This window comes from Methylomonas rosea (assembly GCF_024505055.1).
In the GTDB taxonomy this organism is placed as follows: Bacteria; Pseudomonadota; Gammaproteobacteria; order Methylococcales; family Methylomonadaceae; genus Methylomonas; species Methylomonas rosea.
On sequence record NZ_JANIBL010000050.1, the window covers coordinates 13,152 to 37,917 of the forward strand.

At 51.4% G+C, this 24,766-nt stretch carries 24 protein-coding genes; 8 read left to right on the top strand and 16 right to left on the bottom strand.

Annotated features, from left to right (window positions below):
• Positions 1–15 precede the first annotated feature (15 nt).
• The 3 genes from NP589_RS15320 to NP589_RS15330 form a co-directional block, all read right to left on the bottom strand.
• Complete coding sequence (locus NP589_RS15320) at positions 16–189, bottom strand: hypothetical protein (RefSeq protein WP_256607776.1); 174 nt, start codon at positions 187–189, stop codon at positions 16–18.
• 161 nt (positions 190–350) lie between these two features.
• Positions 351–506 (bottom strand): hypothetical protein, encoded by a 156-nt coding sequence (locus NP589_RS15325; RefSeq protein ID WP_256607777.1) that lies wholly within the window; start codon positions 504–506, stop codon positions 351–353.
• Between the two features lie 190 nt (positions 507–696).
• Positions 697–1,827, bottom strand: a complete 1,131-nt coding sequence (locus tag NP589_RS15330) for an OpgC family protein (RefSeq protein ID WP_256607778.1) — start codon at positions 1,825–1,827, stop codon at positions 697–699.
• Between the two features lie 884 nt (positions 1,828–2,711).
• Here NP589_RS15330 and NP589_RS15335 point away from each other — a divergent pair.
• Positions 2,712–2,921 (top strand): FecR domain-containing protein, encoded by a 210-nt coding sequence (locus NP589_RS15335; RefSeq protein WP_371929677.1) that lies wholly within the window; start codon positions 2,712–2,714, stop codon positions 2,919–2,921.
• A 288-nt stretch (positions 2,922–3,209) separates the two neighbouring features.
• Complete coding sequence (locus NP589_RS15340) at positions 3,210–3,515, top strand: hypothetical protein (protein ID WP_256607780.1); 306 nt, start codon at positions 3,210–3,212, stop codon at positions 3,513–3,515.
• A 169-nt stretch (positions 3,516–3,684) separates the two neighbouring features.
• Here NP589_RS15340 and NP589_RS15345 read toward each other — a convergent pair whose 3' ends face one another.
• From NP589_RS15345 to NP589_RS15355, 3 genes are all read right to left on the bottom strand, one after another.
• Positions 3,685–4,389, bottom strand: a complete 705-nt coding sequence (locus NP589_RS15345) for a DUF2490 domain-containing protein (protein ID WP_256607781.1) — start codon at positions 4,387–4,389, stop codon at positions 3,685–3,687.
• 386 nt (positions 4,390–4,775) lie between these two features.
• Complete coding sequence (locus NP589_RS15350) at positions 4,776–5,210, bottom strand: hypothetical protein (RefSeq protein WP_064008728.1); 435 nt, start codon at positions 5,208–5,210, stop codon at positions 4,776–4,778.
• Between the two features lie 198 nt (positions 5,211–5,408).
• The gene (locus NP589_RS15355) at positions 5,409–6,971 is read right to left on the bottom strand and encodes a bifunctional aminoglycoside phosphotransferase/ATP-binding protein (protein WP_256607782.1); all 1,563 of its coding nucleotides are present in this window, start codon (positions 6,969–6,971) and stop codon (positions 5,409–5,411) included.
• Between the two features lie 318 nt (positions 6,972–7,289).
• Between NP589_RS15355 and NP589_RS15360 the strand changes: the two genes are divergently transcribed.
• The 6 genes from NP589_RS15360 (at position 7,290) to NP589_RS15385 (ending at position 14,744) form a co-directional block, all read left to right on the top strand.
• Positions 7,290–8,117, top strand: a complete 828-nt coding sequence (locus NP589_RS15360; protein ID WP_064008726.1) for an undecaprenyl-diphosphate phosphatase — start codon at positions 7,290–7,292, stop codon at positions 8,115–8,117.
• A 63-nt stretch (positions 8,118–8,180) separates the two neighbouring features.
• Entirely contained in the window at positions 8,181–9,164 is a 984-nt protein-coding gene (locus NP589_RS15365) for a calcium/sodium antiporter (protein ID WP_256607783.1), read from the top strand.
• A 2-nt stretch (positions 9,165–9,166) separates the two neighbouring features.
• Positions 9,167–11,833 (top strand): MMPL family transporter, encoded by a 2,667-nt coding sequence (locus NP589_RS15370; protein WP_256607784.1) that lies wholly within the window; start codon positions 9,167–9,169, stop codon positions 11,831–11,833.
• Between the two features lie 298 nt (positions 11,834–12,131).
• A complete protein-coding gene (gene motA, locus NP589_RS15375; RefSeq protein WP_020484311.1) occupies positions 12,132–12,977 on the top strand; it encodes a flagellar motor stator protein MotA in 846 nt (281 codons plus the stop codon).
• An 11-nt stretch (positions 12,978–12,988) separates the two neighbouring features.
• Positions 12,989–13,960, top strand: coding sequence for a flagellar motor protein MotB (motB, locus tag NP589_RS15380; protein ID WP_256607785.1), 972 nt, complete (start codon positions 12,989–12,991; stop codon positions 13,958–13,960).
• Between the two features lie 43 nt (positions 13,961–14,003).
• Positions 14,004–14,744: a class I SAM-dependent methyltransferase gene (locus NP589_RS15385; RefSeq protein WP_256607786.1), complete on the top strand. Its 741-nt coding sequence runs from the start codon at positions 14,004–14,006 to the stop codon at positions 14,742–14,744.
• Here the strand turns inward: NP589_RS15385 and NP589_RS15390 are convergent.
• The 10 genes from NP589_RS15390 to NP589_RS15435 all read right to left on the bottom strand — a co-directional run bounded on the left by NP589_RS15390 (position 14,741) and on the right by NP589_RS15435 (position 24,650).
• Positions 14,741–16,570: a polysaccharide biosynthesis protein gene (locus NP589_RS15390; protein ID WP_256607787.1), complete on the bottom strand. Its 1,830-nt coding sequence runs from the start codon at positions 16,568–16,570 to the stop codon at positions 14,741–14,743. The genes NP589_RS15385 and NP589_RS15390 overlap by 4 nt on opposite strands.
• Positions 16,567–17,598 carry an MraY family glycosyltransferase gene (locus tag NP589_RS15395; RefSeq protein WP_256607788.1) on the bottom strand — a complete coding sequence of 344 codons (1,032 nt, stop codon included), beginning with the start codon at positions 17,596–17,598 and terminating at the stop codon, positions 16,567–16,569. The genes NP589_RS15390 and NP589_RS15395 overlap by 4 nt, the downstream gene beginning before the upstream one ends.
• Before the next feature lie 6 nt (positions 17,599–17,604).
• Positions 17,605–18,558, bottom strand: coding sequence for an NAD-dependent epimerase/dehydratase family protein (locus NP589_RS15400; protein ID WP_256607789.1), 954 nt, complete (start codon positions 18,556–18,558; stop codon positions 17,605–17,607).
• Between the two features lie 103 nt (positions 18,559–18,661).
• Positions 18,662–19,120 carry a DUF411 domain-containing protein gene (locus tag NP589_RS15405; RefSeq protein WP_256607790.1) on the bottom strand — a complete coding sequence of 153 codons (459 nt, stop codon included), beginning with the start codon at positions 19,118–19,120 and terminating at the stop codon, positions 18,662–18,664.
• 10 nt (positions 19,121–19,130) lie between these two features.
• Entirely contained in the window at positions 19,131–19,550 is a 420-nt protein-coding gene (locus NP589_RS15410) for a secondary thiamine-phosphate synthase enzyme YjbQ (RefSeq protein WP_020484318.1), read from the bottom strand.
• 230 nt (positions 19,551–19,780) lie between these two features.
• On the bottom strand, positions 19,781–20,845 hold the full coding sequence (gene hemE, locus NP589_RS15415) for a uroporphyrinogen decarboxylase (RefSeq protein WP_256607791.1): 1,065 nt from the start codon (positions 20,843–20,845) through the stop codon (positions 19,781–19,783).
• A 22-nt stretch (positions 20,846–20,867) separates the two neighbouring features.
• Entirely contained in the window at positions 20,868–22,406 is a 1,539-nt protein-coding gene (locus NP589_RS15420; RefSeq protein ID WP_256607792.1) for an AAA family ATPase, read from the bottom strand.
• Positions 22,396–23,481: a 3-dehydroquinate synthase gene (aroB, locus tag NP589_RS15425; protein ID WP_256607793.1), complete on the bottom strand. Its 1,086-nt coding sequence runs from the start codon at positions 23,479–23,481 to the stop codon at positions 22,396–22,398. The genes NP589_RS15420 and aroB overlap by 11 nt, the downstream gene beginning before the upstream one ends.
• Complete coding sequence (locus tag NP589_RS15430; RefSeq protein WP_064008712.1) at positions 23,453–24,007, bottom strand: shikimate kinase; 555 nt, start codon at positions 24,005–24,007, stop codon at positions 23,453–23,455. The genes aroB and NP589_RS15430 overlap by 29 nt, the downstream gene beginning before the upstream one ends.
• Positions 24,008–24,302: 295 nt before the next feature.
• A complete protein-coding gene (locus tag NP589_RS15435) occupies positions 24,303–24,650 on the bottom strand; it encodes an endonuclease domain-containing protein (RefSeq protein WP_256607794.1) in 348 nt (115 codons plus the stop codon).
• Positions 24,651–24,766 lie beyond the last annotated feature (116 nt).

Genomic DNA, 24,766 nt, shown 5'->3' on the forward strand with positions numbered 1-24,766 from the left:
GCGTTGTCTTAGGTTTTATTCGGCAGAGAGAAACCAAAACGAGCGCATAAACGAAGCGCTCACTATCACTATGGCAAGCGCTGCAGAGGCCCACATAGAGGCGTTGACATAACCAATAATGACAGCGCAACCCACCAGAAAAAAATCCCGGTAAACTAGATTACCAGCCAACGTGAAGCCGTTGAGCATGGTCGATAATCCCAATATGAACAGTATCACCAAGTCAGCGCTAACATGGATAATTGCCCGGATTTACTTAGCAAAGCGGCGGCAGTTCCTGAAATGGCGTTTGTTCGGATGTAACATGTCTCAGAAACCATCGGAAACGTTAAGTGCTCAGCAAAAACAGGTCATGCTAATCCGCTGGGGCCAAGCAGAACACCGGCCAACAAATCACCTACTACCGGAGGACTTTTCAGGTGAGCGAACAGTTCGCCAAACAGCCGAGCAGTCAGCAAAATGGCTATCAAATGCAAGAAAAACTGATGAACGGCTTTTGCTTCCATGAGCTTAGAATCCGTTAAAGCTGTTGCCGGCTATCAATCAGTTTATCGGTCTCCGTGTCTGGTGACAGTACTTCGACAGATTGTAAAGCCTCGGCATCGGTTTCTTGTACTTGAACGACGAGGTCGGACGTGAAGGGCCCGCTGAAGTGTGGTGCATTGGTCAACACCGCTGGCAGTGCCGCCAAACTGATTAAGCACGGCAGTGCCAGTGCTTGATTACCCCACCGATAATCGGAGGTAAATTGGTCAGAAATGCTGTTGTTGTCGCCTCGCGCCAATCTTGCCGTCGGTGAAAACTTCCAGGGTTTGGTATCCAGCCAGGCCATGTCCGGCTGCCCAGCAACATTAGCCCCAAGCCACTGGCCGCAGCCGGCCATGCCTCTCGTCCTAAGTGATCCAGCCAGATGCCGCCCGCATAGGAAAGTACCATGGAACAGAGGAAAATCGGTAACGATTGTTGACCCATGGTGATAATGGCGCGTGGCAACGCGCTATTTAGCCACTGTGATCGCCAGTTACACAAGTAATACATTAGATACGCCAATGCGAGTAAATGCAGCCAACGCAAAACCCCTAAGTGGCTTTTGTCTAGCCAGGGAGCCAAGTTTGCGCGAAGCTTGCCCCAGAACTTGATTTGGGTATAAGTCGACTCATGCTCCAAAGGAATTGAAACCAAAACTAGTGCCAAGCAGACCGCCAACAACCAGCCGTGTTTTAGGCTAACCCTAGCCCAGCCGGCGCCAAATGCGTAACCGGTGAAAAACATCAATTGCCAGTTGTAGGGGTTGAAATACCAAGCACGGCCGCTCTGCGGGTCAGCGCTCATTTCCCAGCCATAGTGATAACTTGCCCAGTATAGGGCTATCGATCCGGTTAAAGCTACGCCGGTATGCAAACGGGATAGCAGCCAGAATATTGGTAGCCAAACGATCACTACCAAATACATAGGCAGGATGTCGAAATAATTGGGTACATAAGCCAAGGTGAACAAGTCGTACAGCGCTTGTTGCGTAGCGTCGAAAAAGTAGGCAATGTTCAGGCGTTGAATATCATCCATTTCGGGTACCCAGCGATTTCCGATTACGCAAACCAAAGCCAGCAGTACAAATGAAGCCAGATGCGCACTATAAATTTGCACGCAACGATGCAGGATACGAACTAGCCCCAGCCACAGTCCAGCGCGTTCAAAGCAGCGGCCATAGGCCCGTGTTGAGGCAAAACCTGATGAAAACACGAATACTTTCGCTGCGTCGCTGAGGCCAAATCGAGAAGGGGTATACCAAAACCAGGGGTTATCGGGCAGGTGATTGATAAAAATCACGATCAGTGCCAAACCTCTAAAAAATCCAATTGCAAATTTCTATTTTGCGGCGACTGGTCCGGCAATCCCATAAGGTCCGATAACATCGAAGAAATTAATGAAGTATTTGGAATTGATCATTCGACCTTAGCAACAAACAGAGGCTAACCACTATCAGTCAACATCGCTAGCAGATAAGCCTCGGTTAGCCGCAACGTTTCGCAAAGAATACAGGCAGAGAATTAGAAATTAGAAATGATCACTGTTTACTCTCCGCGGAATAAACAATAACCTGAATGACAAGTTACGCCTTACAAAGGGTTCAACAGAAATTCAAGACTAAATGCTTTAACCACTCGAAAATCAAACCATTGAATTCAAGCAAACCTTACCATTCTATCCCAGCAAGTTTTCATGAACCTTACCGCCACCCAGAGCCCTTTCAATGAGAATCCTGTTGGTCGAAGATGATGCCGTTCTAGGTGACGGCTTGTCACGTAGCCTTGGCGATTGGGGATTCGATGTCACGCTCGCGGAGACCGGAGCTTGCGAACAGTGCGTTACGCACTCAACCCTACGACTTGTTGATACTGGATCTTGGGCTACCGGATATGGCCGATTGGTTGAAGTCGCCAAAGGCAGCTTTCTGGGCATCCAGTTCGCAGAATGCGGATTGGTTGACTGGCCGCTTTGGAGAAGTGCGACCGTCAAGTTTGGGTCGCCAGGTGACCGTCCTCCATTAAGATTCGTCGCCGGAAAGCAGGCAATAAAATTCCGATTCCCGAAAGCGGCCTGTCGTCACTGAGTTAAACCGACCCGAGTAACTTGGCCGACCAGGCGATAGTCTGGACAAACCGCACGCAGCGAATCCAAATCAGCTAAGCGCCTGGAAACGCGGCAAGCTGATTTTCCACGATCAAACGCTGGCCGATGTGGTCGCGGAATTGAACCGCTATTCAAAAGCCAAGATCCTGTTGAAAGGTGAGGATATCAAGCAGTTGCGCGTCAGCGGTGTGTTCCCCACGGACAGCTTGGCTATGTTGGAAGCCTTGCAAAAGTCTTTGGCCATCCGTATGGCGCAGTTGGGGCCGTGGCTGGTGATTTTGCATGCTTGATGGCTTGGAAGGGGCGTAAATTTCCGGCAAGCCATTTTCGAGTTTGCCGGATCCTTCTTAAATCACGGCATTAAGTCTCTTGAGACACCGCCTTGGCGTATTAACGACAAATTGTTAGGAAAGCGGCAGGGTTTTAGCCGGTGGCAAGTTGTTTTTTATTTATTTAACAATATCTTATGATTATTGAGCAATGGCACTTTAATTGCTAAGCAAGAGTCGCCGGTACTGGCCGGGTTGACTTGGCAACCTGGTTTGGCCGGTATTCTTTACTAGTCATGAGGTGTTGATATGTTCGAAGCCATTGTATTGTTCATACTGAGCGGCCTGGTCGCTGCGTGCGCATACTCGTCTCAGGGTTGCGGACTTTCCTTTTTCGGTAAACTATTTCGTTCCGCTAAAGGCCAAACGTCAGCGACTTTGACCAGCCAGACTTTCGCTGCTGAACGCGCCGAGCCGACGTCCAGTTTTCTGGAGCAACTGCAAAGTGAAATTGAGGCCTCGCTATTTCCGCGTCCTACCGATTCGGTGTTGCGGCGGCATTACGATGCATTGGTAGCTGTGGAAGTAAAAAACCGTTTGAGCTTTTTTAGCTGAGAACCGAGGATTCTATATGCAGCCTATCCGGGCTGCATATAGAGTCAGTCGTAAGCTCGGCAGTAAGGTCTTGCTTGTTTTGGCGAATAATCCGGATTAAGCAACGCGCTGACCGGGACGGTTAAGGTCTCGCAAATCCCCCGTCAAAAATCCCCGCAGTGTCTCCGGCCTAGAAATTGACGTTGATATTGGTTAACCAGACGTGATTGGTCACATCGGGTGAGCCGTAGTTATGGATGTATTGCAATTGATAGCCGGTGTCTACATTCAAATTTTTTGTCACTTTGTAGCCCACCCCGACATAGCTGCGATTTTGGTTGATGCCGGTTTGCACGGATCGCGCCAGCCGGCCCTCGTCTATAGAGTTGAAATACACAAACAGCTCGTCGAGCGCGATCAAATAGGCTTGGCTGTCGGGTATAGAGTAGACGAGACGGAATCGGTGCCGCATGCGGTGGCCGACATCGCCTTCATCGGCAAAGAAGCGTTGCTCTAAACGAAACCGGTATTGAAAATTCACTTGCGGCGTCCAGTTGTCTATCCACTGCACCTGCTGCATGGCATCGTTGGTGGCCATTTCAAAGTCGGTTTGTTCGCTGTACTCGCCCTGCCAGGTGTAGCCTAGCCAGAGTTGCAATTTGTTAGTTAATTTATAGCCGAGCAGCGGACGGACAATAATTTGATTAAACAAGGTATTGTCGGTTTTGGTGCGAGGCGCCAATTCCAGGAAAGCCAAATAGGGGCTGCCGCCAAAATCGGTTTGATAGGTACTGCTGATCCAGGTGCTGAAATCGTCTTGCACAGGGCCTGCTTTGGCCGCTAGCGGGGTAAGCGTAAGGCCGGCGAACAGCAGGGCTAAGTGAGTTTTTTGCATATTTTTGTACCGAAGAACTTGGTTTGGAACGAACTGCGTCACGGTTAGCGAGGCTTTGCGTGTGAGGGGGCGCGGTTTCTCTGCTGGAGATAAGCTTATCTCAATTCTTGATAAATGTGCTTGCTGAGGGATCGTATTATGCGTGTTGCGCATTAGGCTGGTTTTATGAGTTGCTTGTTTCAGATTGGCGAACTCAAGCCATTTGACTGCTGGGGGATGCGGCTAAATCTAGGAATGGGAAAACCTAAGGGATGGTTTAGGCTGAATTTGGTATGCAAATTAGCTGTTCGGCAGATATATTTGCATTCACTTGATGTTGGTGCATAGTCGGCCTGCAACAAACCCTCCGGTAGCCGGAGGGGACGTCTTCGCGAGATGAATGCGGCTTAATCGGTCAAGCCGCTTACACCTTCAACAGACCAATTTTCGAAATCGCTTGCTCCGGAGGTGTCGTCGCCTTTGCCGTATTGGATCCGGCAAGCGTAGTGACGCATCACGTTGGGGCTGTCTTTCCCGCTAATTTCCACGTCGGCATTAACAATATATTCGTAGTTGCCGAGAGTCCAGGCGTTGGTAGGTTGACTGGCAAATGACAGGCTTTGATCTTCGTCGGCTTCGTTTTTGATATAGGTGTTGCAGTGGGCGAATGCCAAGGCGGTCATGTCGGTACTAATGGACATGGGGTTGGCCGCGTCCTTGCTTTCCACCAAAAATAAATCAGAAGCGGCGATGTCGTACATAAACGGCAGGAAGAACTTAATCTGGACGGCAAGCAGGGCTGCCAAACAGACGGCAAATAGTATAATTTTCTTTTTATTCATGGCTCAAATGGTGGTTTTTATTGGTTTAATTATCTAGCGATCACCCGCGATTCTAACAAAGATCGCGGACTGTAGGAAATGCCAACCCTCGCACGCTAATTTACCGTGAATTTAATATTGTCCAAGCGCGTACATTTACAGCGCCGTTTTCCGCAAAGGCCGGGCTCGGGCAGTCAGTAAAGCCGGCGCACCTTAACGTTATCGCAGTGTTCGCTCTAGCTCGCGCCAAATTGCTTGTTGATCGTTTCCATCCAGTCCATCGGTATTATTGGTCAATACCAGGTTATACGGCAGTTCCTCGGCTTGCAATGCTTCGGCGCCGGTCTTGGCCTTGTCCAGCACGGTCAAGTCGGCTTCCGACGCGTCGCGGCCTTGTTCTTGTCTACGTTGAATGCGTTGTCGCAACGCGTCGTCCTTTACCTGTATCGAAAGAATGACGAAAGGAATTCCCAGGTTTTGTGCCAGCACCTGGAATGGGCGACGTTGGGCGTGTTTTAAAAAAGCGGCGTCGACAATAACCGGAAACCCGTATTCAATTAGGGCTTGTGTCTTTTCTAATAAATATTGGTAGGTTTTTTGGCTTGCTTGCGGATCGTATATACCACTATCGATAGCCGAGCCGCTTTTTTGCAGGGCGCTTAAACCAAATAGCCTTTTCCTTTCGACATCCGAACGCAAGCGGATCAGCTGATGTTTTTCCAATACTATTTGCGAAACCGTGCTTTTGCCGCAACCGGGCAAGCCATGAGTTAGTATCAATGCCGGTTTGCGCGGGCTTAAACCGTTGCCGGCTAAATTCAAATAACTTAGGCATTCTTGTCTGGCCGATTCCGCACCGGTTTGAGCGAACCTATACCCGGCAATTTTCGCGCGCACCGCGGCTCGGTAACTGAGATAAAAGCGCAATACGCCGAGGCCGGCGTAATCGCCGCTGATTTGCAAATAGGCGTTCAAAAACCGGTATGCCAGATCGGCGCGGGCGCGATGGAGCAAGTCCATGATCAAGAATGCCGCATCGCTGATCGTGTCGATCCAGCGCAGTTCGGGCGAAAACTCGATACCGTCGAATGCCACTGGCCGACCTCTTAACAACACGATATTGCCCAGATGCAGGTCGCCATGACATTCACGAATAAAACCGGCTTGTTGCCGCTGCTTAAGCAGGTTTTCGGCTGCCAAAAATGCTTGCCGGCAGTTATCTTGCAGGTTCTTGATCAATGCGGCATCTTCGGGCCTCATCAACTCCAGCAATTGCTGGAAATTTTGCCGGGCCGGGGCTTCGATAGCAGTCGGGGTGCCGTAGTCCGACTCGAGACTTGCTGGCGCTAAGCCTGAATGAAATCGGGCAATAGTCTCGGCCAAGCTGTCAATATGCGCCGGCGTCAATTCCCCTCGGGTTAGCAGCGTATCCAGCAGCTTGCCGGCCGCAAAGCGGCGCATTTTTACCGCATATTCAAATGCCGGTTCCGCGTTGATTTTCGGTTGCGTGGGGCTGCCGCCAATTGCCGTTACCTGCAAATAAATGCCGGGCGCCAGACGCCTATTCAAGCGAATTTCTTCCTGGCAGTAAAAGTGGCGTTGGCTAAGTTGGCTGAAATCCAGAAAGCCCAGATCGACCGGCTTTTTAATTTTGTAGGCGTAGCGGCCGGCCAGCAATACCCAGGAAATATGGGTTTCGAGTACGGTGACCCGTTCGACCGGATGCGGGAAACAAGCAGGGTCGCAAAGCGCGGCTATCAGCGGGGGGTATGCATTTGCCATGATTAAACACCTTTACACGGACTGGGCGCGACTGATACCGAAACGGCAATATCAGTCATGCAGCCGATTCTGGCAGATCGGCAAGCGCTACGCAAAGCAAGCGTGTGCCCAAATTGCTGTCAGGCATGTAAGTCATAAATGCCAGGATTTGCCGTGCCTTACAGGGTAAAGTTACGTAATGGTTGAGATTTCGACTATAATCCCGCCCCGCTTATATGGCTTTTTCATAGGCTTACCAAATTCGACTGGTTTACATCAACTTCATCCACATGCTGATTTCGACCCTGGTACCTGACTGGTACGGAGCCTGATAAAAAAATGGACATTACCCTCATCATCAAATCCCTGATACTCGGCGTAGTTGAAGGATTAACCGAGTTTCTCCCCATTTCCAGCACCGGCCACTTAATTCTAGCCGGCGATTTGCTGAATTTTAACGACGACAAGGCCAAGCTGTTTACCATCGTGATTCAGGTTGGCGCGATCCTGGCGATTTGCTGGGAATATCGGGCCAAGATCGGCTCGGTATTGAGCGGCTTGACTAGCGACAGGCAAGCGCAAAAGTTTGTATTAAACCTGATGATTGCGTTTATGCCGCTGGCGACGCTGGGCTTGTTGTTTGGCAAGCATATCAAGGCCGCGCTGTTCAAACCGGTGCCGGTGGCCTTGGCCTTCATCATAGGTGCGTTCGTGATTATCTGGGCGGAAAAGCGCGAGCACAAAATCCGGGTCGATAATGTTGACGATCTCAGCCCGTTGGATGCCTTGAAATTGGGTATCGCCCAGGCCTTTGCCTTGATCCCCGGTACTTCTCGCTCAGGTGCGACCATTATCGGCGGCTTGTTGTTCGGTTTGTCGCGTAAGGCGTCCACCGAGTTTTCTTTCTTCTTGGCGATTCCCACCTTGGTAGTCGCCAGTCTGTACGACTTATACAAGCACCGCGACTTGCTGCATATCGAGAGCGACGCGTTGTCGTTCGCGGTCGGCTTGGTCGCGGCTTTTATCAGCGCCTTGTTGGCGGTAAAAGGTTTGCTGCGTTATATCAGTCATCACGATTTTATTATTTTTGCCTGGTATCGGATTGTGTTTGGCGTGGTGGTGATTGCCAGTGCCTACAGCGGTCTGGTGCAGTGGACTGTGGATTAGTATTCGGCGTCACGCAGGGCAGTATTTCGGTTTTTTTTGATATTTAAAATGTAAGGGTAGGTTATGGCTTTGCCACTGTTGATGATAGTCATCGGTCTGATTGTGTTGGTTTGGAGTGCCGATATTTTTGTCGAAGGAGCTGCGGCGATAGCGCGTTTTCTGGGCATGTCGCCGTTATTAATAGGTATGGTGGTGATTGGTTTCGGTACCTCCGCGCCGGAACTGACAGTGTCCGTTTTGTCTGCCTGGCAAGGCAATCCGGGGATAGCGCTGGGTAATGCCTACGGGTCCAATATCACCAATATCGCCCTGATTCTCGGTGCCGTGGCGCTGATTAGTCCCATCGTAGTGCATTCGCAAATTATAAAAAAAGAGCTGCCGGTGTTGTTTGGGGTGACGGTATTTGCGCTTGGTCAGGTATACGACGGCGATCTGTCGCGGGTGGACGCGGTGCTGGAGTTGGTAGTGTTTGTCGGGGTGATGACCTGGATGATCCGCCAAGGCTTGAGCAAAACCGCCGAAACAACTGACGTGTTGGGCGAGGAGATGGCCGAAGAGCTGGAGCAGCGCAGCATGTCTTGCGCCCAGTCTGTGATTTGGTTGGTCAGCGGATTGCTGCTGTTGGTGATTAGTTCCAGGTTATTGGTCTGGGGGGCGGTAACGATTGCTCAGGATTTGGGGGTCAGCGATTTGGTGATCGGATTAACCATCGTCGCCATCGGTACTTCGTTGCCCGAGCTGGCATCGTCCATTGCCGCTGCCCGCAAAGGCGAGCACGATCTGGCCTTGGGTAATATCATCGGCTCCAATTTATTCAACACGCTCGCGGTTGTAGGTTTGGCCGGAGTGATTCACCCGATGACTATCCCCGTGGAGATCGTCAATCGCGATTGGCCGCTGATGGCACTGCTGACAGTGTCCTTGTTTGCGTTGGGTTACGCGGGTAAACGTGAGCAAGGCCGCATCAATCGGGTCGAAGGCGGCATATTGCTGGCCATTTACGCCAGTTACACCGTGTACTTGATTAACACCGTAGTGAGCGCTTAAGCATGTCCTTAGAAAAACGTTTGGGAAATATCGCCTTTCGTTGGGGCAACTGGCTGCTGTATTCGCCGGGATTAGTGTTACTTGCCTCGATAATCTTGGCTTATCTTGCCGTGCAATACACCGGCAATCATCTGACCGTCAACACCGATACTGCGGAATTGATCGCGCCGGAAGCGCCGTTTCAGCAAAACCGCCGCAAGTTCGAACAGCAATTCGGTCAGGAAGTCCATACGTTGCTGCTGGTGATCGAGTCTTCCAGTCCGGAATTGACCAAGGCCGCTGCGCAACGCTTGAGCCGGGAGCTCAGAGCCGATACAGAACATTTCACCAAGGTCTATCGGCCGGATGAAAACGCATTTTTTCAACGCAACGGCCTGCTGTATCTGGATACCGACAAGTTGCAGGATTTTTCGGTGACGCTGGCGCAAGCCCAGCCGTTTATTGGCCGGATTTCCCAAGACCCCAGTCTGAACGGTTTTTTCTCGATATTCGAGGACGCGCTGAACGCGGAAACCAAAACCGAAGAAGTGCCCATCGATCTGATGTCTTTGATCGACAAGGTCAGCAACTCGCTGCATAAGACGCTGAATGGCGAAACCGATTTGCTGTCCTGGCAAAAACTGATCGCCGAAAATAAGATCAGCGAAGAACAATCGGATAAAGCCTTTATTTTTGTCACGCCGAAATTCGACTACAGCCAGATTTTGCCGGTAGAACCCGCAATCAAGGTGATCCGTCAGGCCGCCGACAAAATTCAGGACCCTAATCTACCGGCAGTTAAAGTCTGGGTGACCGGCGAAGTGGGTTTGGAACATGACGAAATGGCCGGGATGAGTGAAGGTACTTTTACCGCCAGCATCTTTTCTATCGTGTTGGTCTGCGGCATTTTGCTGGTGGCTTACCGTTCCTGGCTGTTGATGCTGGCTACCTTGCTGACGCTGGCATTGGGCATGGTGTTTTGCGGCTTGTTCGCGTCGGTGGCGGTCAAGCAGCTTAATCTGATTTCTGTGGCCTTCGCGGTGTCCAATATCGGTTTGGGCGTGGAATATGCGATCCATTTTTGCCTCCGTTATCGCGACAATCTGGATTTATACGGCAGCGACAAAGGAAAGGCGATCCGTTCGGCTTTATTAGCGACCAGTCCGTCCCTGATTCTCTGCGCCGGTACCACATCAATCGGTTTGTATGCCTTTATTCCCACCGACTACCAAGGTATTTCCGAGCTGGGTTTATTGGCCGGAACCAGCTTATTTATTTGTTTGTTCATTACCTTGACCGTGTTGCCGGTGCTGCTCAAGGTCTTGCCGAATCCGCCCGTGCATCAATTGCATGGTGAGCAACCCGGCGCGTCGAAATTTACCCACCTGCTGGCTCACTTTACCCTGCACTATGCCAAACCGATTTCGTTAGTCACGCTGATTGGCGCAGTCATCGCTGTGTACTTTGTATTTCAGGTGCAAACCGATTTCAATCCCTTGAATCTGCGTGATCCGCATACCGAGTCGGTGATTGCCTTCAAGGATTTGATGAAGGAGCGCGATACCTCGCCGATGACCTTGACCGTTTTGGTGAAAAACGAAGACGAAGCCAGGGCTACGCAGAAAAAGCTGGAGAGCCTGAAAACTGTCGACAAAACCGTCAGCTTGTTCGATTTTGTGCCTGACGATCAGGAAAGTAAGTTAGGTATCATCGACGACATGGTGCTGACTTTGGGGCCGCAAAGCCAGTTTTTCCCGCAGTTAAAAACCGGCACCGATCCGCTACCGGCAATCAAGCGCATGATCGCGGCGATAGACAACAATCTGCCGAAAAAAACCAATCCCGCCGACATCAAATCGCTGCAAACCTTTAAACAACAGTTGCAAGACGTCATGGTGGAACTGGAAGCTAGGTTTCAGCCTGACCGTGGTGTGTTTATCGAGAAAATTCAAACGTCGTTGCTCGGCACGCTGCCGACCGTAATGAACCAGCTTCTGATTGGTTTCCATGCGGAAGAAATCATACCCACCAGTATCCCGGCGGAAATCAAGGAGCGTTGGCTGAGTAAAGACGGTTTGTACCGTATCCAGATTTTTCCTAAGGAAGATTTAAACGATCTCGGTAACTTGCAGACTTTTATCACCGATGTGCAGGCCGTGGCACCCAATGCCACCGATTTGCCGGTGATGTATTGGGAGTCCATGAAAGCGGTGATAGGCGCCTTCCAGGAAGCCATCATCATCGCCTTGGTGGCGATTGCCTTGCTGTTGATGTTCATTCGCCGCAGTATCGTCGATACCCTGTTGGTGATGACTCCCTTGGTACTGGCCGGCTTATTCACGATGGCGACCACCGTGTTTACCGGTACGCCTATCAATTTTGCCAATATTATTGCCTTGCCTTTATTAATGGGGCTGGGTGTCGATAACGGTATCCATATGGTTGAAAAACTGCATCACTCCCTATCGGAGGATCAGAATATTTATCAATCCAGTACCGCGCGCGGCATGTTTTACGGCGCGTTGACCACCATTTCCAGTTTTGTCGGTCTGGCATTTTCGCCGCACCAAGGCATATCCAGCATGGGACTGGTGATCACTATCGGTATTTTCTGGATTATGACGTGTACGTTTGTGGTGCTGCCGGCGATCAGCAAGCTGGTTTTGAAAAAAACTGTGCATTTAGCCTGAGATATTGAAAAGCATAGCCTAGACTTATCCGGCAACTTACATGGCGGCCGGTAAAGCGAGTGGATCCAGGGTAAGTTTGAATTTGGGGAACTCTAAAAATTAAACCATCTCCTTTCCTCAGCACCCAAGGGGCATAAATACCCGCAGGGCATAAATACCCAAGAGGGCATAAAGGAGAAGATTGGGATGAAAGGATTAAAATCAATTATTTTTATCCCTCACCCTAGCCCTCTCCCAACGGAGAGGGGATTTTTAGAGCTTCCCTTTTACAATTAACGTTTAGTTTTTAGAGGCAACCATGTTTGTAATCATTGGTTATGTGATCATTTTGGGCTGCGTATTGGGCGGCTTCATGATGGCCGGTGGCCACTTAGGAGTGCTTTGGCAGCCGGTGGAGGTGCTGATCATCGTCGGAGCCGCCTTTGGTTCCTTTTTGGCCAGTAACTCGTTAGCCAACAGCAAGGCGGCGATGGCTGGCGGTACCGCGACCTTGAAAGGTAGTACCTACACCAAGGAATACTACATGGAACTGCTGATGAGCTTTAACGCGCTCAGTCAGAAGGCCCGCAAGGAAGGTCTGCTGTCCCTGGAAAAAGTCGTGGACGATCCGGAGGGCAGTTCGATTTTTGGGGAAAAAATCGTGCATGACCACCATCTGATGGAATTCATTTGCGATAAGCTCAGGCTGATTCTGACAGGGGTTGACGTCAACCAACTTGAAGACATCATGGATGCGGAAATTGAAGTGCACCACGCCGAAGGCAACGAGCCGATCAAGGCCGTGCAAAAAGTCGGTGACGGTATGCCCGCTTTCGGTATCGTCGCGGCGGTAATGGGAGTGGTGCATACGATGGAATCGGTGGGTATTCCTCCGGCGGAACTGGGCAAACTGATCGCTGCGGCGCTGGTTGGTACCTTCCTCGGTATTTTGGTCTCTTACGGTTTTATCGGTCCGGTGGCATCGGTGATGGAAGCGCGGCTGGAAGAGGAAAGCAATGCCTATAAATGCACTCAAAAAGGCCTGCTGAACTGTGCAAAAGGCACGTCGCCGGCGATGACGGTCGAATTCATGCGCACCGCCATTCCGCATAATGCCAGACCGAGCTTTACCGAGCTGGAAGAACAATTAAAAGCGGGTAAATAGGGCGAACAGCGATGGCCGAACAACCCATAATCATCAAGAAAATCAAGAAGGCCGGTCACGGCGGTCATCACGGCGGTGCCTGGAAAATTGCCTATGCCGACTTCGTGACGGCAATGATGGCCTTCTTTTTGTTGATGTGGCTGCTCGGTTCCACTGACGAGAAAACCAAAAAAGGCATTTCCGAATATTTCCAAAACCCCTTCGGCGTAGCAATTACCAATAGTAGCGGCGAGGGCACGGGCGACCGAGCCAGCATTATTCAAGCCGGCGGTCAGGACTTGAAATCTCAAGAAGAAGGCCAAGTGCATCAGGGGGAAAATACCCCGGCCGAACCGACCCCAGAGGATATCGAAAAGCTCGCGGAAGAGCAGGAAAAACTCAAGTTGGAAAAGTTGCAGGAAAAAATCGAGGACATGCTTAAAGCTAACGACAAGCTGGCTGAATACAAAGATCAAATCAAGCTGGAAACCACCCCGGAAGGGCTGAAAATCCAGATTATCGATGCGCAAAACCGGCCGATGTTCAAACTGGCCAGTTCGGGTATCGAAACCTATGCGCAAGCCATCTTGCGCGAACTGGCGCCGGTGATCAACGAATTGCCAAACAAAGTTACCATCAACGGTCATACCGACGCATTGCCGTTTCCCAGCAATCGTACCGGCTATTCCAACTGGGAGTTATCCAGCGACCGCGCCAATGTGGCCCGCCGCGAGTTGACCCAAGGCGGACTTAGCGAAGACAAGGTGCTGCGCGTCGTCGGTCTGGCATCTAGCATTCCTTACAAGGGTGATGTACCGAACGATCCGATGAACCGGCGGATTTCCATCGTGGTGATGAATAAAAAGACCGAAAATCAAGTTTTGCACGATGGTGCCGAGGATAAACCCGGTAGCAGCGATACCACAGTTCCCGGCCTGCCGGCCATATCGCCGACGATTCAGCAAAATACCAAAATTACCGGGGCGGATGGCGCCGCGCATTAGCCTGGCGCGGTCAATAGTCGGCTGACAGCCCGGTAAGTATCTGATGCAGTTATTCAAGGCACTGCTCAGCCAACTGCTAGCCTGCGCCGCAGTGTTAGGTCTACGCACACTTTTTCCTCTGCCAATTAGCGTTTGGCAAGCGGCTGCGATGCAGGCCTGTTTGGCTGCGCTTTGCTCTCGAGGTTTTCGTCAGCCTGTCTGGTGGCTACCGATTCATTTACTATTTATACCGACCATATTGCTGGGACTGAGCTGGCAAGTGCCCGCGTGGCTATATCTACTGATGTTGCTGCTGCTAACCCTATTATTCTGGGGCACAGTAAAAGGCGATGTTCCTTTGTTCTTATCGTCCTCGGCCGTCAGCGAGGCGCTGATCGAAATAGTAAGCCGGGAAGAGGCGCAATCGTTTGTCGATATTGGGGCCGGGTTTGGGACGGTAGTAGTGCCGCTCGGGAATGCGAAGCCGGACATGGCTATAGTGGCCTTGGAGCGGGCACCTCTGCCCTGGTTGCTGGCTGATTGGCGTTGTCGTAATCTGACTAATATCCGCGTCGGACGCTCAAGCTTTTGGGACCAAGATTTGCGACAATTCGATGTGGTATTCGCCTTCCTGTCGCCGCTGGTGATGGCGAAAATAGGCGAAAAAGTTCGGCGGGAGATGCGTGCAGGGTGCTTGTTTATCTCGTCCTCTTTTCCGATACCGAATGGTGTACCCGAATCGGTGCTCGAATTAAATGATCGCCGGAAAACAAAGCTGTATTGCTATCGGATAGGCCGGATTTAGGATGGGGTATTAAACTCCGGTACCAGTTGTTTCAAACCCGCTAATAGTTGCTGGTTATCGTAGTTCCGGCAAACTCGCTGTAAGTCTTCAATTTGTTTAGCCCATTCCACGGAGTCATAGAGACGGGCTTTTGCCAAACGTAATTTCGCATGGCTGGTTGCCAGCAATTGTTCCTGGTCATGGAATAATTCTTCGTAGAGTTTTTCGCCGGGCCGCAAGCCGACAATTTTAATTTCGATGTCTTTATTCGGGACTTTGCCGCTCAGGCGGATCATTTGCTCCGCCAGGTACGTGATTTTTACCGGCTCGCCCATATCCAGGACGAAAACCTCCCCACCCTGGCCTATGGTTTCCGCTTGCATGATCAGTTGGCAAGCTTCCGGAATCGTCATGAAGTAGCGGGTAATATCCGGATGCGTGACTGTGATGGGTCCGCCGGCTTTGATTTGCTCCCTGAACAGCGGCACGACACTGCCAGCCGAATCGAGCACATTGCCGAAACGGACGGTGGTAAAACGGGTGTTACCGGTTTGATTCAGGTTTTGGCAAAGAATTTCCGCCGCCCGTTTGGTTGCACCCATTACATTGGTAGGATTGACTGCCTTGTCGGTGGAAATTAATACAAAGCGCTCCACACCCTCAGCAATAGCCGCTTCCGCCAGGATTTTGGTACCGATCAGATTGTTATGCACCGCCTCGCGGATTTGATTTTCCAATAAGGGCACATGTTTATAAGCAGCGGCATGAAACACGATTTCCGGTCGTTGTTTGCTGATCACCTGCTGCACGGCGATTGAATCAGCGACATCGCCAAGCACCGCCTGATGCGATAACTCCGGAAACAGCCGGTTTAAATCGGCATTGATTTTGTACAAATTAAATTCGCACTGATCGAACACGATCAACTTGCGCGGTTGCGCCCTGGCCAGCTGCTTGCAAAGTTCGGAACCTATGGAACCGCCGCCGCCCGTGACTAAAATAACTCTATCGTGCAGATGATTTTTTATGCCTGGCCAATCCAGTTTTACCGGCGTGCGGCCCAGAATATCTTCGATGGATACGCTACGCAGGTTGGCGGTGGTGACCGCGCCGCTCAGCAGTTCTTTAACCGACGGCAGGGTCTGAAAATCCACCGAACAGTTTTCGCAGATTTCCACGATACGGCGCATCTGCTGGTCGCTGGCCGACGGCACGGCGATCAGCACCGTTTCGATATTCCAGCGCTCGACTAATTCGGGTATTTGCTCGACGGTGCCGGCGACGCGGATGCCGCGAATCTCGCGCTTATATTTACCATGGTTGTCGTCGACGAAAATGATTGGCACATAGTCGCTATCGACATTGGCCAATAAATCCCTGACCAACATTTCCCCGGCAGACCCGGCGCCGACGATCAAGGCGCGCCGGCCGATACGCTCCGCGAAAGTCTGTTCTTTCCAAAAGCGATAAACCAAGCGCGGAATGCTGAGCAAGGAAAACAAGATCAGCACATACAGCGGCACCACCGAGCGTGGCACTCCGTGCAGGCGGTCATATAAAAACAGTGCGGAGGCAATAAAAAAAATCCCGGTCAACACGGCTTTGCCGATGCGGATCAGGTCCGGCAACGAGGAGAACCGCCAAACGCCGCGATACAAACCAAACACCCAGAACAAACTGACCTGGATAGCGATAACCCAAGGTAAGAACAATAAGGCCGAATAAAAAAATTCGTCGGGGATATCTTGCAGATTAAAGCGCAGCCAGTATGCGCCGAACCAGGCCAGCGGAATCATGGCCAGATCGTGCAGAAAAATGGTGGTGCGGGAGCGGAATTTTAAAGTCACGAAATAGCCAACTCGGTTTGGCCGGCCTTAAACCGGTAAGCCAGATAGATTAACGGCAGATAAGCCACGGTCATGCCGGCCAAAGCATGGCTGGGGTGCTTAAATATCCATAGAGAGACAGGCAGCAGCCAGCCGCAATTGATTGCCCAGGTTGTCAATAACACCGGCAAATGTCCGTAGCGTTTGGCCGCGTGTTGATACGTGTGCGAGCAATGCGCCGCGTACCATTTCTGCCCGCTAAACATTCTAATCGCCAAGGTATAACTGGCATCTACGATAAACACACCGAATAAAATCAGTCCGCAATACAGCAGCACGGCGGCTTGTTGTGCGGCTAGTAAAATCAATAAACCCAGTAATAGGCCGATAAAGCCGCTGCCGACATCGCCCATGAAGATTTTCGCTTTCGGCCAATTCCACAGCAAAAAGCCGCCGCACGCTGCCGCCAAACTCAAGGCAACAGCGCAAAGACTTTGGTCGATAAAAAACAGATAGCCTGCCAACGCCGAGGAGACGAACAGCGCTTCCGAACCGGCGATGCCGTCGGTACCGTCCATGAAATTAAACAGGTTTAAAGTCCACACCAAAAACAGTGCTCCCAATGGATAGCCCAGCCAGCCGGGGTTTAAGCTTAATCGTCCGAGGATGGCGTCGAATGGCGCGGGGACCAATACCACGGGAAGGCCGCCCAACAATTCCAGGGCGATGATAGCCGCCAGTAAATGCGTCAAAAACCGCCAGCGCGCAGCCACTTCGCCGTGATCGTCGCAGAAACCGATAACGGCTACCAACAGCGTGGAACCCAGCAGGGCTAAGGAAGTATCGGTTAATCGACTATCGAAAAACAGCCAGAGAGCGGCCGCAAAGAATGCCAGCACGATAGCCAAGCCGCCGCCGCGCGGGGTTGGCACGCTGTGCGAGCTGCGTTGGTTGGGGATGTCCAGCACCTTATAAGTTAAGGCATAGCGGCGAATCAGGCCGGTCAATACGACGGCGAGCAACAAGATAACGGTGAAAAGCAGTAGCACGCTGGATTAACTTAGGTGGCGAATAATATCGGGCAGGGCTTTCCAGAGCGTGTGTCGAGGTTGAAAACCCAATTCGCGGCCGATTTTAGCAGACGAATACCAAGCCGAACCGGTTAATTTTTCCAGGCTATCGCTATCGATAGGAAAGCGTCGCCCTGTCAGCCGACCAAAGCCATCGCCCAATCTCGCCAAACCTATTAGCAGCGGCATCGGTGCCGACCAAGCAACGGGCCGCTTACCGAGAGCGGCTCTGATCGCATCGTAAATCTGCCGGGTGGAATAGCTTTGTTGGTCGGTGACGATATAAATTTGTCCGGTTGCTTCGGGCTTCTCGGCAGCCAACAAGGCGGAGGCAATCACGTCTTCTACATGGACCATGGAACGTTGGTTACCGGACTCTGCCAACGGTGGAAATATCCCGCGTCGGACCGCTTTTATCATCCTCGGCAAATTGCCTTTCCCGGTATCGCCGTAGACCATACTGAGTCGCAACACAACGGGATGCGGAATATAACCGCCGTGCAGCACCAGTTGCTCCGCCTCGTATTTGGATAAGCCGTAAGGGTCGCTGGCCGGCTCGTTAAACGTTTCGTCCATGGGTTGACGGCTACTATCGCCGACTGCTTTCACGCTGCTGAAGAACACAAAGCTTTTTACCCCGGCCTGTTGCGCCGCTTCCAGCAATTTTCGTGTGCCATCCGTATTCACTTCACGGTATTCGGCCGTATCCTGCCGGTTCTCCGCCAAGGCGTGGGCTTTACCGGCCAGATGAAACACCACGTCTATGCCTGAGCACAGTTCTGCGGGGCAAGCTCCCGGATTTGCAAAATCAAACGCTATGTTGTCCGGGCCATGCCCAGCGCGACTGCAAGTTCTTACCGCATAACCTTGGTTCATTAAGGCCTGGCACAGCTGCGAGCCGATAAAACCGCTGGCGCCGGTGACGAGAGCCTTAGTCATAAGATGTGTTGCCAAAATACATGATCGTCAGCATCAATCTAAGCGGCAATTGGCGACGGCGCGTCATTTGGGGTCATGATTACTCGAGACTATGGAATCTTAGTTATTGATTGCTGCCATGCTCTGCAAACACCTCGTACTTCCCGTCTTTATCGAAGGAAACCACCTTATACGCGTCTTGTTGTCCACCCATCTCCATACCGGGGCTGCCCATCGGCATGCCCGGCGCGGCGATGCCTACTATTTTGGATTTGCTTTGCAACAGTTTCTGAATGTCGGCGGCCGGCACATGGCCTTCGATAACATGGCCGTCCACGATGGCAGTATGACAGGATGCCAGCTTCTCAGGCACGCCGAAACGGGCTTTGATGGTCTCCATGTCTTCGCTGATCACATCGTTGATTTTGAAACCGTTTTGCTTAGCATGTTCCAGCCATTTGCCGCAACAACCGCAAGTGGGGCTACGATAGACCGTCATTTCCAAGGGTTTGCCGGCTTCCTCGGCGGATAGGCTTTGGCTGCAAGCCGCCAGTAATAAAACGATTAGTTTTGATGCTCTCATAAATACCTCTTTATTCGCCGTGTAGTGTAACGATGATAGTGCGATTGCCGGCATGATTGCGATGCTCACATAAATAAATGCCTTGCCAAATCCCCAAGGCCAGTTGGCCGTCGCTGATCGGAATACTTAGCGAGCTGCCTAAAATAACGGTTTTAATATGAGCGGGCATATCGTCCGGCCCTTCGAGCGTGTGGCGGTAGTATGGTTCATTTTCCGCTACCGCCCGGGAGAAATAACTTTCCAGGTCTCGGCGTACATCGGCATCTGCGTTTTCGTTGATTGCTAATGATGCCGAAGTATGTTGCAAAAACACATGCGCCAAGCCTATTTCAATTTTATCCAGTTCGGCCAACTGACCGACGATTTCCCGCGTGATCAAATGAAAACCGCGCGGTTTGGCAGCTAGCTGAATGCGTTTTTGAATCCACATATTGGGGTTACAAAAAATTGGTAACTATTCAGCGAATCGCAAACTTTTGCAAATCGCCGAGAAATTGCTCCCCCATATTAATAGATGCTGTCGCAATGTGTAGGTTGGGCTGAGTGCAATGAAGTCCAACATTTTGATTTTTTTGGGTTACGCTACGCTAACCCAACCTACATTTTGGCTTTTACGATGGCCTTATGAGGAAGAAGGTTTTTAATATTCCACACCCTTATCTATCGATGATATTGCGGACTCAATTCCCGCACCGCATCGACCATGGCTTTGACATGTTCCGGATTAATGTCAGGCAAAATGCCATGGCCTAAATTAAACACATGTCCCGAACCATTGCCGAAACCTTGCAGCACTTTGCCGACTTTTTCGCGGATCACTTCGGGTTGCGCGTATAACGTAATGGGGTCCATATTGCCCTGCAACGCCACCCGGTCGCCGACGCGGGCGCGGGCTTGACCGATGTCGGTTTGCCAGTCCAGGCCCAGTGCGTCGTAACCGGTATCGGCCATCGCCTCCAGCCATAGACCGCCGCCCTTGGTAAACAAAATGGTGGGGATTTGCTTGCCATCATGGCGGGTATTTAACAGCTCGCGAACCTGCCGCGCATAGCGCAACGAAAACTCCAGATAATCGTCGTGGCTGAGCATGCCGCCCCAGGTATCGAACACCATCACCGCATCGGCGCCGGCAGCGATTTGCGCATTCAAATAAGAGGCAACCGATTGCGCCAGCTTGTCCAGCATCTGGTGCATGAGTTGCGGTTGTTCGAACATCAGGCTTTTCACTTTCTGAAAGCTTTTGCTGCTTTTGCCTTCCACCATGTAGGTGGCCAGCGTCCAGGGACTTCCGGAAAAACCGATCAAGGGTACCCGGCCGTGCAGATTGGTTTTGATCAAGCGCACTGCGTCAATCACATAGCGCAATTCGGTTTCCGGGTCGGGAATCGGTAGTTTGGCGATGTCGGCGGCGGTTCTAACCGGGTTTGCGAATTGCGGGCCTTCGCCTTCGGCAAACGAGAGACCTAAGCCCATCGCATCGGGAATGGTCAGAATGTCGGAAAACAAGATGGCTGCGTCGAAATTAAAGCGTTCCAGCGGTTGCAAGGTCACTTCGCAAGCCAGTTCCGGATTGGTGCAGAGCTGCATGAAGCTGCCGGCCTTGGCGCGTACTTCCCGGTACTCGGGTAAATAACGTCCGGCTTGGCGCATCATCCAGACCGGTGTGCGCTCGACAGGCTGTCTTAACAGGGCTTTTAAGAATAAGTCGTTTTGTAAGTTGGTCATTCGTTTTGATTGGGGGTGATAATCAGCGGCGGCTTTCTTTTTGTACGGCCCGGAAGCGCTTTTCCATGGCCTGCTTAAACTCGCCGGGCATGACGGCTTTAAGCTGAATCGCTTCGGCGGCGGTTTGGAAAGAGCCGTAAATTACCACGTATTTTTCCTGTTCGCCTTGTTTGATGGGATAGAACTTCAGGCCGTCGCGGTAATCGGCGTATTTTTTTTGGAAACGCAGCGCCGCATCTTTACTGGACAGTACCATGACTTGCAGCGTGAAGTTGCCGGCCGGTTGCGCCATGATCCAGTCCTGATCGCTGCCTTCGAAGGCGGGTTTGACAGGTTTGTGTTCCACGGGCTTGGTCGCGGCTTGGACTGGCGGCGGCTCTATAGCGGGCGTTGCAGGTTTTTCCGGCTGCGGCTCGGGTTTGGGTTCCGGAGGGCTGGCTGCGGCAGGTGCACTAATAGTTTCGCTGGCAATGGGCTGGCTTGTCGGCTGTTTGTCCGCTTTATTTGGAACAGGATTGGCGGGCTTGGATTTTTCCTGAACGGGGGCAACGGCGACCGCATCAATATTTGGCAACGGTTCCGGCTCGGTAGCTTTAGGTTCTGGCAATGCTGCAACCGGGGTTGGTGCTATTGGTATCTCATTTGCCGGAACCGATGGCTCTACGAGCGCAGGTGTTGCCGGAACGGGCAGGTTTTCGATCACAAGCTTGCTGGTGTTTTCGCTTTGGCTGGCAAGTGGCGCATTGATAGTGGGCTGTTCAATAATCCTGTCCAGCGGCAATAAAGATTGCACCGCATAGCCGGCTCCGGTTAAAACGCCGGCGATTGCCAACCATAATCCCACCTTGCTGCGCTTTTGGCTTTGGTAATTAGCCAATTTAGGCAATTGCGCGAGAATCTTGCCGGGGATGCCGTTGCTGGCGCGGTATAAATCCTCGATCAGGCTCTCGCTGATGGCGTTGAATGAAACCACCGCGCCCGGTTGCGCCGACAGGTTTTGCAAATACTCGCCGCATTGCTTTTTGCTGAGCGGCGGCAGTTCGATGAAATGACATTCTTCCACCCGTTTGTCGGTGCCGCTTTTGATGTGGAATTGATCGTGATTCATCGCTAACACCAGTCGCAAACCCGGTAGCGATTCGGCAAACTCGATCAGCATCGTGATCAAGCCGGGAACCAAGTTGCCGGCATCGTCGATCAGCAGCACCACTTTTTGTTTGGCGCATTTGTCGCGCAACGCGCTTAGATCGAAAGCCGAAGCCTTGGCGATGTTCAGGCCGCGTAATAAAGCATTGATCAGGCTTTCGAAGCTGGAGTCGGCTGAGGCAGGCAGCAACACTACCTCCCACATATCTTTACGATTTTGCCTGACAGTCTCCAATAGCGTGGTTTTACCGATGCCTTCCGGGCCGCAGACGATCAGCGATTGCTGTAAATTGGCCAGCAAGTGCAGCAGCAAATCCAGTTTTTGTGAGCGCTCCAGCGTTATCAAGGCCCGTTCGGTATTGTTGACCACGGAGCGCTTTTGGTAACTGTAAGTCAGGTCGTCGTTATCCAGCATAGCCGTTCAAGGTTGCCTGCAATTGCGCCAGATCGACGTTGACGGGGAGAGAGGCTTTGCCGACCGCTTCCAGCAAAATCACCCGAATTTTGCCGTCGACATTTTTCTTATCCACGGCCATCAAGTCCACATATTGCTCGGTCGTCATTTCCTTAGGCGGCGTGGCAGGCAAGTTGGCGGCCTTGAATACGGCGATAATACGATTGACGTCGGCATCGTTCAGCCAACCCAGGCGCCGCGACAAGTCGGCGGCAAAACAAGTGCCGATGGCCACCGCCTCGCCATGCAGGTAATGACCGTAACCGCTGCCGGTTTCGATGGCGTGGCCGAAGGTGTGGCCTAGATTTAGCGTGGCGCGCACGCCGGATTCGAACTCGTCTTCGCCGACAACTTCGGCTTTATTGATGCAGGATCGCTCGATGGCACAAGCCAACGCATCTTTATCGCGCGCCAGTAATTTCGGCATATTGGTTTCCAGCCATTCCAAAAACGCCGGGTCACGGATCAGACCGTATTTAATGACTTCCGCCAAGCCGGCAGACAGCTGTCTGTCGTCCAGGGTATCCAGCACGTCAGCGTCGGCGATGACGCATTGCGGTTGATAAAACGCGCCTATCATATTTTTACCCAGCGGATGGTTCACGCCGGTTTTGCCGCCGACAGAAGAATCGACCTGGGCCAATAAAGTGGTGGGAATTTGAATAAAAGCGATGCCGCGTTGATAACAAGCCGCCGCAAAGCCGCCCATGTCGCCGATCACACCACCGCCCAAGGCAATCAAAGTGGCGTTGCGGCTAAATTTTTTGGCGAGCAATTGATCGAAGATTTTTTCCAAATATTCGAGCGTTTTGTACTGCTCGCCGTCTGGGAGAATGACTGTTTCGACTTGATAGTCGCCGCCCAATGCCGTCTGCAATTTGGCCAGATAAAGCGGGGCGATAGTCTCGTTGGTGACAATCAATATTTGCTTGGAGCGAATATGTTTGGTCAACAGTTCCGCTTGCGTCAGTAAGCCGGCGCCAATGTAAATCGGGTAACTTCTGTCGTTATTTAGTGCAACTTGCAATTCTTTCATGATCTTCTAAAGCAGCCTGATATTGCTGCAAAATGGTTTTAACCACGGTTTTAGTGGGCAATACGCCGGAGTCGATTTTGAAGTCGGCGCATTCCGTATACAGCGGGTCGCGTTGTGCCAGCAAGGTTTGCAGGCGTTGTCTGGGGTTATCGGTGCGTAGTAGCGGGCGTTGGGTATCGTGTTTGGTGCGATGCAAGATTTTGTCGATAGAGCAGTGCAGATACACCACAAAACCGTTTTGCTTTAATGCTGCCCGATTTTCGGGCATTAATACCGCGCCGCCACCGGTAGCCATCACTATCCCTTGCAACGCCGATAAATGACGGATCACGGTTTGCTCGCGCATCCGGAAGCCTTCTTCGCCTTCGTAGGAGAAGATCGTCGGAATGTCCACGCCCGTGCATTCCTCGATGACTCTATCGCTGTCGTAGAACGGCCATTGCAAGGCTTTTGCAAGCTGTTTGCCTATAGTGGTTTTACCCACCCCCATCAGGCCGATCAAATAGATATTTGCCGCTGGTTTCATTGCATTGGCTAGTTACGCGCATTAAAAACCGGAGCATTATGCCCACTTTTTGCAGGGAGTTAAATTTTAGATGCCGGGCGTTAGCTTTTGAGGGGCTCTAAAAATTAAAGGAATCCCCTTCTATCATCGGGAGAAGGAGGGGGGTGAGTAACATAAAAATAGGAAATTCACCTTATTTAATTCTCCTCACCCCAACCCTCTCCATCAGGAGAGGAAGTTTATTGGTCAACTACTCCCGACATTGACTAGCCTCGTGCATCCATACAGTCGTCAATCAGGAGAGGTAGTTATTTTCCTAAGTTTTTACTGTATCTCTTAACTCAAGAATAGTCAGATGAATGGCTCCCATCACGGCAGGCATGTCTTGTAAAACCTCGTGATTCCAAAATCTCAACACTCGATACCCCAGCTGTTGCAAATAATGGCTTCTGTTTTGATCGTATTCCTGTTGCTCGGCATGCTGCCCACCATCAACTTCAATTACCAACTTGGGTTCCAGGCAAACAAAATCAACGATGAATGGGCCGATAACCTGCTGTCTACGAAATTTACAGCCCAGTAATTGCCGATTCCTGAGCTGTTGCCAAATCACTCGTTCTGCGTCGGTTTGATTTTTGCGTAGTGAACGGGTCAATTCTTTCATTGCAAAAGCCTTTTTTGGATTCCCTCACCCCTGCCCTCTCCCGAGGGGAGAGGGGGAAATTAAACATGAGCCAATATGTAATACTTAAATCCCGTGCAGACCTTGCTCCCTCTCCC

Bases quoted from the DNA above. Each gene is read 5' to 3' on its own strand.
- NP589_RS15320 (WP_256607776.1), bottom strand. From the start codon at position 189: ATGCTCAACGGCTTCACGTTGGCTGGTAATCTAGTTTACCGGGATTTT.
- NP589_RS15325 (WP_256607777.1), bottom strand. From the start codon at position 506: ATGGAAGCAAAAGCCGTTCATCAGTTTTTCTTGCATTTGATAGCCATT.
- NP589_RS15340 (WP_256607780.1), top strand. From the start codon at position 3,210: ATGTTCGAAGCCATTGTATTGTTCATACTGAGCGGCCTGGTCGCTGCG.
- NP589_RS15345 (WP_256607781.1), bottom strand. From the start codon at position 4,389: ATGCAAAAAACTCACTTAGCCCTGCTGTTCGCCGGCCTTACGCTTACC.
- NP589_RS15350 (WP_064008728.1), bottom strand. From the start codon at position 5,210: ATGAATAAAAAGAAAATTATACTATTTGCCGTCTGTTTGGCAGCCCTG.
- NP589_RS15355 (WP_256607782.1), bottom strand. From the start codon at position 6,971: ATGGCAAATGCATACCCCCCGCTGATAGCCGCGCTTTGCGACCCTGCT.
- NP589_RS15360 (WP_064008726.1), top strand. From the start codon at position 7,290: ATGGACATTACCCTCATCATCAAATCCCTGATACTCGGCGTAGTTGAA.
- NP589_RS15365 (WP_256607783.1), top strand. From the start codon at position 8,181: ATGGCTTTGCCACTGTTGATGATAGTCATCGGTCTGATTGTGTTGGTT.
- NP589_RS15370 (WP_256607784.1), top strand. From the start codon at position 9,167: ATGTCCTTAGAAAAACGTTTGGGAAATATCGCCTTTCGTTGGGGCAAC.
- motA (WP_020484311.1), top strand. From the start codon at position 12,132: ATGTTTGTAATCATTGGTTATGTGATCATTTTGGGCTGCGTATTGGGC.
- motB (WP_256607785.1), top strand. From the start codon at position 12,989: ATGGCCGAACAACCCATAATCATCAAGAAAATCAAGAAGGCCGGTCAC.
- NP589_RS15385 (WP_256607786.1), top strand. From the start codon at position 14,004: ATGCAGTTATTCAAGGCACTGCTCAGCCAACTGCTAGCCTGCGCCGCA.
- NP589_RS15400 (WP_256607789.1), bottom strand. From the start codon at position 18,558: ATGACTAAGGCTCTCGTCACCGGCGCCAGCGGTTTTATCGGCTCGCAG.
- NP589_RS15405 (WP_256607790.1), bottom strand. From the start codon at position 19,120: ATGAGAGCATCAAAACTAATCGTTTTATTACTGGCGGCTTGCAGCCAA.
- NP589_RS15410 (WP_020484318.1), bottom strand. From the start codon at position 19,550: ATGTGGATTCAAAAACGCATTCAGCTAGCTGCCAAACCGCGCGGTTTT.
- hemE (WP_256607791.1), bottom strand. From the start codon at position 20,845: ATGACCAACTTACAAAACGACTTATTCTTAAAAGCCCTGTTAAGACAG.
- NP589_RS15420 (WP_256607792.1), bottom strand. From the start codon at position 22,406: ATGCTGGATAACGACGACCTGACTTACAGTTACCAAAAGCGCTCCGTG.
- aroB (WP_256607793.1), bottom strand. From the start codon at position 23,481: ATGAAAGAATTGCAAGTTGCACTAAATAACGACAGAAGTTACCCGATT.
- NP589_RS15430 (WP_064008712.1), bottom strand. From the start codon at position 24,007: ATGAAACCAGCGGCAAATATCTATTTGATCGGCCTGATGGGGGTGGGT.
- NP589_RS15435 (WP_256607794.1), bottom strand. From the start codon at position 24,650: ATGAAAGAATTGACCCGTTCACTACGCAAAAATCAAACCGACGCAGAA.